The sequence below is a fragment of the Lysobacter sp. TY2-98 genome (assembly GCF_003367355.1).
Classification (GTDB): domain Bacteria; phylum Pseudomonadota; class Gammaproteobacteria; order Xanthomonadales; family Xanthomonadaceae; genus Cognatilysobacter.
This window is the reverse complement of sequence record NZ_CP031413.1, coordinates 393,751-406,604: the sequence shown is the minus strand read 5'-3', so window position 1 is coordinate 406,604 and position 12,854 is coordinate 393,751. Positions and strand designations below refer to the sequence as shown.

Genomic DNA, 12,854 nt, shown 5'->3' with positions numbered 1-12,854 from the left:
CCCCGTCGATGCGAACGCCGGCCTCGTGCCGGCGTTCGTGTTTTGGGGCGGCCGACCAGCGGCCTGCCCGACACGTGACCGCTTCGGCATTTCGCGTGGCCGAATGCGGCCTGCTTCGTTCAAGTCGTCCCGCCAATCGCCGTTAAACCAATGGCGCAGGTCCGTGTCGCACGGCTGCGCAGGACGAATCATCGAAGGATCTCCATGGCGCTCATTCCCTCCCCCGCGAACGACTCCCTCGACGTGTCGTCGCCGCTCGCGGCGGACGCTCCGCTCGATGCGTACGCGTGGGGCGAGGAATTCGACGACCTGGTCGCGCTCGCCGCGCGCGTCGCCGATGCGCCATTCGCGTGGATCGCGTTGTCCGATGGGGAGGCACGGCCGCGCGTGGTCGCCCGTTTCGGACTCGACGCCAGCCTCGACACCGCGCTGCTCGCACTCGGCGCGTCGCTCAATGCCGAAGTGCCCCGCCTGACCGTGCCCGACGCCGCGGACGACGCCTGCTTCGTGTCGGAACCGGTCGTCGCCGCCTATCCGGGCATTCGCTTCCTGCACGCGCAGGCGCTGCTCGGTGAACACGGCCGTCATGTCGGCACGCTGGCGATCGCCGATCGCAGCGCGCGCGCCGCGGCCGGTCGTGACGTCGTGCAGGCGTTGACGCGCGTTGCGGGCCTCGGCGAACGCCTGATCGAGCGCCACCGCCTGCAGCGTCGAAACCGCATCGCTACGCAGATCATGCAGGCCGGCTTCAGCGCCATGATCGTCACCGACGAACATGGCCAGGTCACCCTCGCCAATCGCGCGGCGGAATTGCTGTTCGGAATTCGCGGTCGCCGCATGCGCGGCATGCCGGTGGAAGTGCTGTTTCCCTCGCAGCTGCAGAGCGACGCGCTCGCCTCGCACACGTGGCTGCACGCCGAGGATGGCGATGCGCTGCTCGGCCGCGCGCCGCAGTGTCGCCTGCATGCATTCGGCCCGAACGGCGACGTGCGTGCGCTGGAAGCGACGCGCTGCACGTGGCGTCTCGGCCAGGGTCACGGGAAAGCGATCATCCTGCGTGACATCACCGACGATCTGGCGCAGCAGGCCACGCTGCGCCAGCTCGCGCTGTACGACGCGCTGACCGGCCTGCCCAACCGCACCGCACTCGTCGAAGCGCTGACCGCGCGACTCGAAGCGACCGAAACGCCGGTCGCGCTCGCATTGCTCGGCCTCGACAACTTCAAGACCATCAACGACACGCTGGGCCACGCGGCCGGCGACATCGTGCTGCAGGCCACGGCCTCACGCCTGCGCATGACGCTGCCGGCGAACGCGCAGGTCGGCCGCTTCGGCGGCGACGAATTCGGCGTGCTGTTCACCGACATCGACACCGTCGACCTGCCGGTGCATCTCGAACGCATGCTGCTCGCCGTCAACGAGCCCATGGACGTGACGGGTTCGCCGATCCATCTCGAGGCCAGCGTCGGCCTCGCCGTGCGCGAAGACCTGCACAGCGAGGACAGCCTGCCGAACGCGAGCGAGCTGATCGCACGTGCCGACCTCGCGCTGTACAAGGCCAAGGCGCGCGGCGGCCGGCAGTGGTGCCGCTACGACCTGGGCATGCGCCGCGAAGTGATCGACCGTCGCCTGCTGGAAGTCGAACTCCGTCGCGCATTCGCGCGCGGCGAATTCGAGCTGCATTACCAGCCGCAGATCGACCTCGCCAACGGCTTCACCTTCGGCGCGGAAGCACTGCTGCGCTGGCGCCATCCGGAGCGCGGGCTGCTCGCGCCCGCCGCATTCCTCGACGTGCTCGCCGGCAGCGCACTCGCGAACGATGTCGGCCGCTGGATCATCCGCCAGGCCTGCCGTGACGCGGCCTCGTGGCCGGAAGTCGGCGGTCGCCGCATCGCGATCAGTATCAATCTGTTCCCGGGCCAGGTGCACGAGACCGACCTGCGCCACGACGTCGACGAAGCGCTGCGCGAGACCGGCCTGCCGGCCGAGCAGCTCGAACTCGAGATCACCGAGACGATCGCACTGAAGCCGGACGACAATGCCTCGCGTGCGCTGGCGTCGCTGCGCGACCGCGGTGTCAAGCTCTCGTTCGACGACTTCGGCACGGGCTTCGCGTCGCTGTCGATGCTGCAGCGCTTCCCGATCGACCGCGTCAAAATCGACCGCTCTTTCGTGCGCGACATGCTCGACAACCGCGGCGACGCCGCGATCGTGCGCTCCATCGTGCTGATCTCGCGCAACATGGAACTGCACGTCACCGCGGAAGGCGTGGAAAACCACGCGCAGGCCGAACTGCTGCGCGGCATCGGCTGCAATGCGGCACAGGGCTTCCTGTACTCGCCCGCGCTCGCGCCGCAGGCCTTCGAGAAGTGGTTGGCCGCGCAGACGTCGAACCCGATGCAGGCGCCATGGCTGCTCACGGAGCAGCACGATGGCTGACGCATCCGTGCGCCGCCGGGGCGAAGAACTCCCCGTCGGCGCGTCGCTCGAACGCGCCTTCGAGTTCGACGATCGCGACTTCGCGCGCATCTGCAAGCTGATCCACCAGCGCGCGGGCATCTCGCTCGGGCCGCACAAGCGCGACATGGTCTACAGCCGCCTCGTCCGCCGCCTGCGCACGCACGGACTGACGCGCTTCGGCGACTACCTCGACCTGCTCGAATTCCGTGGCGACGCGGATGAGTGGCAGGCGTTCGTGAATTGCCTGACCACCAACCTCACCTCGTTCTTCCGCGAGGCCTACCACTTCGAAGCGCTGATCGCCCAGCTGCGCGAAGTGCATGCACGCCAGCGCGGCAGCGAACCGTTGCGCATCTGGTGCTCGGCGGCGTCGACCGGCGAAGAGCCGTGGTCGCTCGCGATCACCGCCTGCGAAGCCTTCGGCACGATGACGCCACCGGTGCGCATCCTCGCCACCGACATCGACACGCAGGTGCTGGAGACGGCCGAACGCGGCGTCTACACGATCGATCGCATCGCGAATCTTTCGGAAGAGCGCAAGCAGACGTTCTTCCAGCGCGGCAGCGGGCCGAACGCGGGCCAGTGCCGGGTCAAGCCGGCGCTTCGTGAGCTCGTCGAGTTCGAGCCGCTCAACCTGCTCGATCCGAGCTATGGCGTCGTGCCCGGATTGACGGCGATCTTCTGCCGCAACGTGATGATCTATTTCGACAAGCCGACGCAGTACCAGGTGCTGGCTCGCATGCGCCCGCTACTGTCGTCCGACGGCCGCCTTTACGCGGGCCACTCGGAAAGCTTCAACCACGCCGCCGACCTGTTCACCGGCTGTGGCCGCACCATCTACATGCCGCGGCGCTGACGTGGGGGCCGCGCTCGCCATCGCCGATCCCGGCACCTACTACGACGAGGCGCTGCAGACGCACGCCTATCGCCTGCTGCCGGCCGACTACCGCGTCAGCGGCGATGCGATGGCGATCGTCACCCTGCTCGGCTCGTGCGTCGCCGCGTGCATCTACGACCCGGCGCTCGGCGTGGGCGGCATGAACCACTTCATGCTGCCGGATGCGGAGCCCGCGTCGATGGCCGCGAAGTCCGACGGCAGTGCGCGCTACGGCGCGCACGCGATGGAACTGCTGATCAACGACCTGCTCAAGCGCGGCGCACGCCGTTCGCGCCTGCAGGCGAAAGTGTTCGGCGGCGGCAACGTGCTGCGCGGTTTCACCAGCGATCCGATCGGCACGCGCAATGCGCGCTTCGTGGTCGATTACCTCGGCGCCGAAGACATTCCGATCGTCGCCCGCGACCTGGGCGACATCCATCCCCGCAAGGTCTGCTTCTTCGTGCAGACCGGCCGAGCGCTGGTCCGGCACCTGCCGGTCACGCGCGACGAGGAAATCGTCAAGGCCGAGCGCGCCCTGTACGGCCGGCTGTCGCATACGCCCGTCGCCGGCAGCGTGGAACTGTTTTCGTGAGTGCTCTGGGCACGGCGGCGGCCATCGGCCGACCGGTCCGCGTGCTGGTCGTCGACGACTCGGCGCTCATCCGTCAGCTCATGACGGAGTTGCTGTCCGCGGACCCGGGCATCCATGTCGTGGGCGCCGCAGCCGATCCGTTCATCGCGCGCGACAAGATCAAGCAGCTCAATCCCGACGTGCTGACGCTCGACGTCGAAATGCCGCGCATGGACGGCCTGACCTTCCTGCAGAACCTGATGCGCCTGCGGCCGATGCCCGTGGTGATGGTGTCGTCACTGACGCAGGCCGGTGCGACGGTCACACTCGACGCACTCGCGCTCGGCGCGGTCGACTTCGTCCCCAAGCCCAGCATCGACGTCGCGCGCGGCATGAACGAGTACGCGGCCGTGCTGCGCGAGAAGGTGCATGCCGCCGCGCACGCGCGCGTCGCCCGCATCGAACCGCGCCCGGCGAATGCGGCGATCACGTCGTATCGCACCACCGACCGCCTGCTCGCGATCGGCGCGTCCACCGGCGGCACCGAGGCCATCCGCGAAGTGCTGTCGGCGATGCCGGCCGACGCGCCCGCGGTGGTGATCGCACAGCACATCCCCGCGCAGTTCAGCGCGCCGTTCGCCGAACGCCTCAACCGCAACAGCAAGATGACCGTGCTGCAGGCCGAAGACGGCCAGCAGATCATGCCGGGGCATGCCTACGTCGCGCCGGGTGGCCTGCATCTGCGCGTGCAGCGTAGCGGCGCGCGCTGGCTGTGCCGCGTCAGCGAAGACACGCCGGTCAACAACCACCGTCCGAGCGTCGACGTGCTGTTCGATTCGGTCGCCGCGCATGCCGGCCGCAACGCCGCCGGGGCACTGCTGACCGGCATGGGTGAGGATGGCGCGCGCGGCCTGCTGAAGCTGCGCGATGCCGGTGCCGCGACGATCGCGCAGGACCAGGCCACCAGCGTGGTCTGGGGCATGCCCGGTGCGGCGGTCGCGCGGGGTGCCGCGCAGGACGTGGTCCCGCTCGGCGATGTGGCGCAGCGGCTGCTGGCCGCGACCGATCGCGACTGAACCGATTCATCCGTTCGACCGCGTGCGGCGTTACGGCGCCGCGATACGCGGGTAGCACGTCGAAATTCGCGACATGCACCACTAAAGCCGCATCCCGCAGTGCCGTTATCGCAATTGACCCTCTTCCAGAGAGCCGAGATGGACTCCCGCGTACTCATCCGAATCGCAGCGCCGGTCGCGCTCACTTTCCTCGTCATGCTCGCCGTGGGCCTCGACTGGCCGGCCGCCGTGCGATGGGGCGCGCTCGTCGCGATGTTCGGCGCCTGGCTCGCCTTCGCGTGGTCGATGAGCCACAGCGGCGGCAAGCAGATCTCGATGATCCGCGAGCAGACCCGCGTGCTCGACGAGCTGCGCTCCTTCGTCTCGACCGAGATCAGCGGCAGCAAGCACGAACTCGACCGCACCAAGGACCTCATCCGCGAGTCCGTCGCCAAGCTGGGCACGAGCTTCGAGGCCGTCAACCGCAAGTCGCGCGAGCAGAGCCAGATCGTGGCGCGCATCGTCGACCGCACCGGTGACAACGGCGGCGGCGTCGACGTGCAGCGCTTCGCGGTGCAGGCCAGCCAGCAGATGGAGCAGCTCGTCGAAGCGCTCGAGGCCGTGTCCGGCCAGAGCAGCCACACGGTCACGCACATCGATGCGATGGCCGAGCACCTCGACGGCATCTTCGCGCTGCTCGAAGACGTCAAGTCGATCGCCGACCAGACCAATCTTCTCGCGCTCAACGCAGCCATCGAAGCGGCGCGCGCCGGTGAAGCGGGCCGCGGCTTCGCGGTCGTCGCCGACGAAGTGCGCAACCTCTCCGAGCGCAGCACGGCGTTCAACGAGCAGATCCGCAAGCTCGCCTATTCGTCGAAGGACGCGATCGCCAAGGTGCGCGACACCGTGACGATGATGGCCTCGCGCGACATGGACCGTGCCCGCAGCGCACGTGGCGAAGCGGCGTCGATGCTGGAACGCGTGGAAGGCATCAACCGCTCGCTGAGCAACGGCATGCGCGAGATCTCCGACTGCGGTCGTTCGATCGATGGCTCCGTCGGCGAAGCGGTGCGTTCGCTGCAGTTCGAAGACATCGCGACGCAGGCCCTCGGCGCCGCGAACGTGCACCTCGATCGCCTGGCTTCCATCAACCGCGAAGCCGTTGCGCTGCAGGAACTCCTGCATCGTCCGCACCACGACGTCGAAGTGCAGCGCGCGCTCGGCCAGATCGCCCAGCGTATCGCCTCGATGCGCGGCGAGTGGGAACGCCCGCCGCACAAGCCGGTGATGCAGCAGTCCATGGATGCAGGCGGCATCGAGCTGTTCTGATCGAGCTGTTCAGATCCGCGCCTGATCGCGACACCCTTCGGGGCCGCCGCCGGACACACCGGTGCGCGGCCCCGATCGTTTTTAGGGCCTTCGCGCGGCCGAACGCCGGCCGAACGTCCAATGCCGCCCGGGGTCGACGCCTCGACGCGGGCTGGGCACACTCCCGCCATGCCCATGGACGTGCCCCCGCACCGCTCCCCTGTGCAGGCCGCGCTCCATCTGGCGCCGGTGCTGCTCATCGCCCTCGGCGTGCCCTACGCCCTGCACCTTGACCTCCGCGCCGGTGCCGCGGTCTCGGTCGGCGTGCTCGCCGCGGCCGCGTTCGCGGCGTCCGCGATGCGACGGGCGCTGGAGTCGACCGGTGATCCCGCCGCCGACTGCGAACGCTCCCTGCTCGACCTCGCCGCGACGCTCCCGCAGGGTGTACTGCTCGTGGTCGATGGCCGGCTGCACGCGGCCAATCCCGCGGCGCGGGAAATGCTGGGGCTCGGGGATGGCGAAGTCGGCGTCATCGACCCCGCTACGCTGTTCGTCGACGGCGATGACGCACGCGCGATCCTCGACGGCACACCGGGGGACCGTGACGCGCTGCTGCGTCGGCGCGGCAACGGTCCCTTCGAAGCGCGCGTCTGTGCACGCGATGCAGTGCTCGCCGGTGCGACGCTGCGCCTCGTGCAGTTCACCGATCTCGGCGCGGATCGCGCACTGGCCGCCCGCCTCGACGGGCAGCGCGCTGAACTCGAAACCCTCACGCGTCGCCTGATGAGCGTGCAGGAAGACGAGCGCGCGTCGCTGTCGCGCGAGCTGCACGACGACATCGGCCAGGCGATCACCGCGATCAAGCTATGTGCGAGCTCGCTGATGCACGAACCCGATCCGCCGCGTACGTCCGTCGTCACCGAAACCGCGCACGAGATCGGCCAGATCGCCGATCAGACGGTCGCGAAGCTGCGCGACCTCTCGCTGCTGCTGCGTCCGCCGCAGCTCGACGCACTCGGTCTCGAAGCCGCACTGCGTTGGCAGGCCGGCGCGCTGTTCCGCAGTGAGCTGCCCCGCATCGAACTCGACATTCCGCCGCTCGATTGCCGCCCGCCGCGCGACGTCGAACTCGCGTGCTTCCGCATCGCGCAGGAGGCGCTCACGAATGTGCTGCGCCATGCGAGCGCCGGTCGCGTCGCGCTGCATCTCCAGTGCGACGACGTGGAACTGCGCCTGCGCATCGAGGACGACGGTCGCGGGATTCCCGCCGACCATCGCGCCGGGCTCGGCTTTATCACCATGCGCGAACGCGCGCGGCTGGTCGGCGGCGCGTTGAGACTCGACAGCCGCCCGGGACGCACGACGGTCGAAGCCGTGCTGCCACTGCCGCAGGAAAGCGACGCGCGGGTCGGCGTTTTACAGGGCTGAACGCCCGACGCGACGCCGCCATTCGGCGAGCAGCACCGCCGTCGCGCTGGCGACGTTGAGGCTTTCGACCGCGCCACTGCCCGGAATCGACACGCGCAGGTCGCATGCGGCCGCGAAATCGCGATCCATGCCCTCGCCTTCGGCGCCCATCACATACACCAGGCGCTCGGGCAACGGCGCGACAAATAGGTCGTCGCCACCGTGCACCAGCGTCGCGGCAAGGCGGAAACCTGCGCCTCGCAGCTGCGCGAGCGAATTGTCGGCGCGACCCAAGCGCACCATCGGCACCGACTCCGCCCCGCCCTCCGCCACCCGAGCGGCGGCGCCGGACAGCGACAGCGTCGACTCCTTCGGAATGAGCAGCGCGGCAATGCCGAAATGCGCGGCCGAACGCAGGATCGCACCGAGGTTGTGCGGATTGCCGACGCCGTCCAGCCACAGCGCGCACTGCGGACCCGCCGGCAGATCGCGCAGCCAGGTCGACAGCGGCATCGGCGCATCGCGCAGCACGTCAGCGACGACGCCTTCGTGGTGTGAACTCGCGGCGAGCTTCTGTAGGTCGATGTCGTCGACCACGCGATAGCCGACGCGATTCGCCACGCACCACTTCAGCAGCGGCTGCAACGCCGGAATGCGCGCTTCGGCGAGGTAGACCTTGCGGATCGCCTCCGGCCGCCGCGCGAATACCGCGCGCACTGCATTGAGCCCGTACAGCCGCACCTCGTCGCGCACCGCGCGCTCGGGCGCGTCGTCGCGAGGCGGTCGCCCATGCGGGGGATACGGTCGGTTCATGGGCGCGGCTCGTGATTCACGGGTGCCATTGTCGTCGATGCGGGACCGGCCGTGGCCGCCGGTGCCTCACGCGTGGCCGCTGACCTGCGGCGTACTGGCTTCCAGCGCCTCCAGTTCGTGCGACACAGCCTCCGGCGAGCGCGTGTACTTCGCGAGCAGCACATAGAAGGCCGGGACGACGAACAGCGAGAGCAGCGTCGAGAACGAGACGCCGAAGATCACCACGACGCCGATCGCGGCGCGGCTGGCCGAGCCGGGACCGCCGGCGAGCACCAGCGGCACCGCGCCGACCACGGTCGCGATCGAAGTCATCAGGATCGGCCGCAGGCGCACGCTCGCGCTTTCGACGATGGCCTGATGGATCGTGCGGCCTTCGTCGCGCAGCTGGTTGGCGAACTCGACGATCAGGATGCCGTTCTTCGCCGCGAGACCGACCAGCATCACGATGCCGATCTGGCTGAAGAGGTTCAGCGTGCCGTGCGTGATCCAGATGCCCAGCAGCGCACCGAGCACGCCCAGCGGCACGGTCAGCATGATCACCAGCGGATGGATGAAGCTCTCGAACTGCGCGGCGAGCACGAGGAACACGACGAGCAGTGCGAGCGCGAACGTCAACACGACGGCGCCGCCGGCCTGCTGGTATTCGCGTGACTCACCCTTCCAGTCGATCTGCGCTTCGGGTGGCAGCTCGGTCTTGACCGCATCGTCGAGGAACTTGATCGCGTCGCCCATGCGGTAGCCGGGCGAAAGACCCGCGCTGATCGTGATCGCACGCAGGCGATTGAAGCGATTGAGGCTGCCGGGCTCGGCGATTTCCTTGAGCGTGACGAGGTTGGACAGCGGCACCAGCGCACCGTCGCGCGCGCGCACCTGGATCTGCTGCAGATCGGCCGGCGACGCACGCGCCACACGGTCCGCCTGCACGATGACGTCGTACTCCTCGCCGTTCTGCACGAACGTGGTGACGCGCCGGCTGCCCATCATTGTTTCGAGGGCGTGGCCGATGTCGGTCACGCTGATGCCGAGATCGGCGGCGCGACCGCGATCGATCTCGACGTGCATCTGCGGGCGCGTTTCCTTGTAGTCCGAATCCACGCCGAAGAAGCCCGGGTTCTGCTCCATGCGCGCTTGCAGCGCGTCGCGCCACTTCACCAGCTGCGCGTAGTCGGGACCGCCAAGCACGATGTTCACCGGCTGGCCGCGCGAACGCACGAGTCCGCCGCTCACCTGCGCCGCCACCTTGACGCCCGGCAGCTTTGCGAACTCCTTCTTCAGGCTGTCGGCGACGTCGGCCGTGCTGGCCTTGCGCTTGTCCCAGTCCTCCAGGAACACCGCGATGCGGCCCGTGTGCATTTCCTCGCTGGCGCCGAAGCCGCCCGGAACGCGCGGGTTGTAGCGCGCGATGGTCTTTCCGTCGCCGGTGTGCGACGCGATGATCTTCTCGACCTGCTGCACCTGACCCACGGTGTAGTCGAAGCCGGCGCCCTCGGGGCCGGTGATCATCACCTGGAAGAAGCCACGATCTTCCGCCGGCGCGAGCTCCGACGGCACGATCTTGAACAGCACGAAGCTCGCTGCGAGCGCCGCGATCATCAGCGCGCCGAACATCCACGGGCGGTCCACGGAGCGATCGAGGAAGCGGCGGTAACGCAGGCTCACGCCCTCGAGCCGGTTGTTCACCCAGCGCGTCGCCAGATTCGACTTCTCCTCGCTGTGCGGACGCACCAGCTTGGACGACATCATCGGCGTCAGCGTCAGCGCGACGAATGCCGACAACGCGACGGCACCCGCCAGCGCGACCGACAGCTCGCGGAACAGACGCCCGGTATTGCCCTGCATGAAACCGATCGGCAGGAACACCGAGACGAGCACCGCCGTCGTCGCGATGACGGCGAACGCGACCTGCTTGGTGCCGCGCGCCGCCGCCACCAGCTTCGGTTCGCCGAGATCCGCACGTCGCTGGATGTTTTCCAGCACGACGATCGCATCGTCGACCACCAGTCCGATACACAGCACAAGCGCGAGCAGCGTCAGCAGGTTGATCGAATAGCCGAACGCGTAGAGCGGAATGAACGCGGCGATGAGGCAGACAGGCACCGTCACCGCCGGAATCAGCGCCGCGCGGAAGCTGCCGAGGAACAGCCAGATCACGATCAGCACGAGGAGGATCGCCTCGGCCAGCGTGTGATAGACGCGGTCGACCGCGGCGTCGATGAACGTGGTGGTGTCGAACGCGACGAAGATGTCGGTGCCGGCCGGCAGTGTCGGACGGATCTCGTCGGCGGCCGCACGCGCGGCGCGCGCGACGTCCAGACTGTTCGCCGTCGACGTCTTGATGATGCCGAGGCCGATGTTGTTCTCGCCGTTGCTGCGGTAGTACGCGCGGCGCTCGGCGGTGGTGAGCTCGACGCGAGCAACGTCGCCGAGGCGGATCACGTAGCCGTCGCTACCCTTCTTCAGCGGGATCTGCGCGAAGTCGACCGGCTTCTGGTAGTTGCGCGCCACACGAAGCGTGAAGTCGCGCGTCTGCGATTCGATGCGGCCAGCGGGCAGCTCGACGTTCTCGGCACGCAGCGCACTCTCGATGTCGTCGACGGTGATGTTGCGTGCAGCCATCGCATCGCGGTTGAGCCAGATGCGCATGGCGTAGCGCTGCTCGCCACCGATGCGCACCTGGGCGACGCCCTCCAGCGCGGCCAGACGATCGGTGATGTAGCGGTCGGCGTAGTCCGACAGCTGCAGCGAGTTCATCGTCTTGCTGCTCATGTTGAGCCAGATGATCGGGTCGGCGTCGCTCTCGACCTTCGCGATCTGCGGCGCGTCCGCCTCCTCGGGCAGGCGATCGGTCACGCGGCTCACCGCGTCACGCACGTCGTTGGCGGCGGCTTCCATGTCGCGCGACAGCGTGAATTCGATGGAGATCGACGAACGCCCGTTGACGCTGCGCGAGTCGATCGACTCCACGCCTTCGATCCCCGACAGCGCGTCTTCCAATACCTGCGTGATGCGCGTTTCGACGACGCTCGCCGACGCGCCCGGGTAGGTCACGTCCACCGACACCACCGGCGGATCGATCGCGGGCAGTTCGCGCAGCGTCAGGCGGCTGAACGCCATCACGCCCAGCGTGATGAGCAGCAGGCTCATCACGGTCGCGAAGACGGGGCGGCGGATCGAGAGATCGGACAGGTTCATCGCGGAAGCTCGGGCTCGGCGCGATTACGCGCGGGCGGGGAAAACAGGAGGCACCCGATCCGTGGGCGATGCCGCAACGCGGCCGCGGCGCGCACTAGGCGCGACGTCACGCGACCTTGCGCGGCGCCTTCGAGACGTCCTTGATCTTCGCACCCGGCTTCAACTTGCCGGTGCCGTCCACGACGATGGTGTCGCCGGCCGCGAGGCCCGAGACGATTTCGACGCGGCCGTTCACGCGCGTGCCGACCTTGACGTCGGCGCGTTCAGCGGCACCGCCTTTGACGCGATAGACATAGGTGTCGTCACCGACCTGCACGACTGCGATCTCCGGAATCAGTAGCGCGGGACGTTCGGCACGCGCGACGTCGACCTGCAGCAGCATGCCGGGCTTGAGCGCGCGATCGGCATTCGGGAACTGGCCGCGCACGGTGACGGCGCGCGTGTTGGGATCGATGCGCGCATCGATCGTCGCGACCGTGCCGTCGAAACTGCGGCCTGGATATGCGGCGGCGTGACCGGTCAGCGATTCGCCGGGCGACACCTGGGCCAGCTGCGTTTCCGGGACTGGGAAATCGACGTACACGGTCGACAGATCATCGAGCGTGGTGATCACCGTGCCCGGCGTGACCAACGAGCCCGGGCTGACCTGGCGCAGGCCGAGCACGCCCGCGAACGGCGCGCGGATTACGCGGTCGGCCAGCTGCGCGCGCATCTGCGCGACGCGGGCGATGGCGGCATCGCGCGTAGCGCGCTGGGTGTCGAGCTGCGAACGCGCGACCAGCTGCTGGTCGGCGAGCGAGGCCTGACGGTTGTACAGATCGGTCGCTTCCTTCGCAGCCGCCTCCGCGGCGCGCAGCTGCGCCTGCTCTGACTGCACCACCAAGGTGATCAGCGGCGCACCGGCCTTGACCATCTGCCCGCTGTCGAAATGCACGGCCGCGACCTTCTGCGACACGCTCGCGGTGACGGTCACCGATTCGCGCGCGCGGACGGTGCCGAGCGCCTGAAGCGTGTCGACGAAGGGCTGGGAACGGACGACTTCGGTCGTCACCGCGACCGGACGATCGCCGCCGCCCTTGCTGCCTTCCTTGGCGGCGTTCGCCCGGTCGCCGCAGCCCGTCAGGACCAGGGCCGCCACGAGGGCCGGGAACACCAGAATCGCTCGCATGCG

General features: G+C 68.7%; 9 protein-coding genes. 6 read left to right on the top strand and 3 right to left on the bottom strand.

Annotated elements, in window-relative coordinates:
* Positions 1-204: 204 nt before the first annotated feature.
* From DWG18_RS01915 to DWG18_RS01890, 6 genes are all read left to right on the top strand, one after another.
* Positions 205-2,439: an EAL domain-containing protein gene (locus tag DWG18_RS01915; protein WP_115644893.1), complete on the top strand. Its 2,235-nt coding sequence runs from the start codon at positions 205-207 to the stop codon at positions 2,437-2,439.
* Positions 2,432-3,316 (top strand): CheR family methyltransferase, encoded by an 885-nt coding sequence (locus tag DWG18_RS01910; RefSeq protein ID WP_115644891.1) that lies wholly within the window; start codon positions 2,432-2,434, stop codon positions 3,314-3,316. Before DWG18_RS01915 ends, DWG18_RS01910 begins: the two co-directional genes overlap by 8 nt.
* A 1-nt stretch (position 3,317) precedes the next feature.
* Complete coding sequence (cheD, locus tag DWG18_RS01905; protein WP_115644889.1) at positions 3,318-3,929, top strand: chemoreceptor glutamine deamidase CheD; 612 nt, start codon at positions 3,318-3,320, stop codon at positions 3,927-3,929.
* A 23-nt stretch (positions 3,930-3,952) separates the two neighbouring features.
* Positions 3,953-4,984, top strand: coding sequence for a chemotaxis response regulator protein-glutamate methylesterase (locus tag DWG18_RS01900; protein ID WP_255417418.1), 1,032 nt, complete (start codon positions 3,953-3,955; stop codon positions 4,982-4,984).
* A gap of 138 nt (positions 4,985-5,122) precedes the next feature.
* The gene (locus tag DWG18_RS01895; protein WP_115644887.1) at positions 5,123-6,292 is read left to right on the top strand and encodes a methyl-accepting chemotaxis protein; all 1,170 of its coding nucleotides are present in this window, start codon (positions 5,123-5,125) and stop codon (positions 6,290-6,292) included.
* A 174-nt stretch (positions 6,293-6,466) separates the two neighbouring features.
* Positions 6,467-7,699 (top strand): sensor histidine kinase, encoded by a 1,233-nt coding sequence (locus DWG18_RS01890; RefSeq protein ID WP_205289387.1) that lies wholly within the window; start codon positions 6,467-6,469, stop codon positions 7,697-7,699.
* On the opposite strand, the gene DWG18_RS01885 is transcribed toward DWG18_RS01890, so the two are convergent.
* From DWG18_RS01885 to DWG18_RS01875, 3 genes are all read right to left on the bottom strand, one after another.
* Entirely contained in the window at positions 7,688-8,491 is an 804-nt protein-coding gene (locus tag DWG18_RS01885; RefSeq protein ID WP_115644885.1) for a TrmH family RNA methyltransferase, read from the bottom strand. The genes DWG18_RS01890 and DWG18_RS01885 overlap by 12 nt on opposite strands.
* A gap of 66 nt (positions 8,492-8,557) precedes the next feature.
* On the bottom strand, positions 8,558-11,683 hold the full coding sequence (locus DWG18_RS01880; RefSeq protein ID WP_115644884.1) for an efflux RND transporter permease subunit: 3,126 nt from the start codon (positions 11,681-11,683) through the stop codon (positions 8,558-8,560).
* Between the two features lie 106 nt (positions 11,684-11,789).
* Complete coding sequence (locus DWG18_RS01875) at positions 11,790-12,851, bottom strand: efflux RND transporter periplasmic adaptor subunit (protein ID WP_115644882.1); 1,062 nt, start codon at positions 12,849-12,851, stop codon at positions 11,790-11,792.
* Between the last annotated feature and the right edge of the window lie 3 nt (positions 12,852-12,854).

What these genes read in the sequence shown, in the direction of transcription:
- DWG18_RS01880 (WP_115644884.1), bottom strand. Translation starts at nt 11,683, where the DNA reads ATGAACCTGTCCGATCTCTCGATCCGCCGCCCCGTCTTCGCGACCGTG.
- DWG18_RS01885 (WP_115644885.1), bottom strand. Translation starts at nt 8,491, where the DNA reads ATGAACCGACCGTATCCCCCGCATGGGCGACCGCCTCGCGACGACGCG.
- DWG18_RS01910 (WP_115644891.1), top strand. Translation starts at nt 2,432, where the DNA reads ATGGCTGACGCATCCGTGCGCCGCCGGGGCGAAGAACTCCCCGTCGGC.
- DWG18_RS01890 (WP_205289387.1), top strand. Translation starts at nt 6,467, where the DNA reads ATGGACGTGCCCCCGCACCGCTCCCCTGTGCAGGCCGCGCTCCATCTG.
- DWG18_RS01915 (WP_115644893.1), top strand. Translation starts at nt 205, where the DNA reads ATGGCGCTCATTCCCTCCCCCGCGAACGACTCCCTCGACGTGTCGTCG.
- DWG18_RS01895 (WP_115644887.1), top strand. Translation starts at nt 5,123, where the DNA reads ATGGACTCCCGCGTACTCATCCGAATCGCAGCGCCGGTCGCGCTCACT.
- DWG18_RS01875 (WP_115644882.1), bottom strand. Translation starts at nt 12,851, where the DNA reads ATGCGAGCGATTCTGGTGTTCCCGGCCCTCGTGGCGGCCCTGGTCCTG.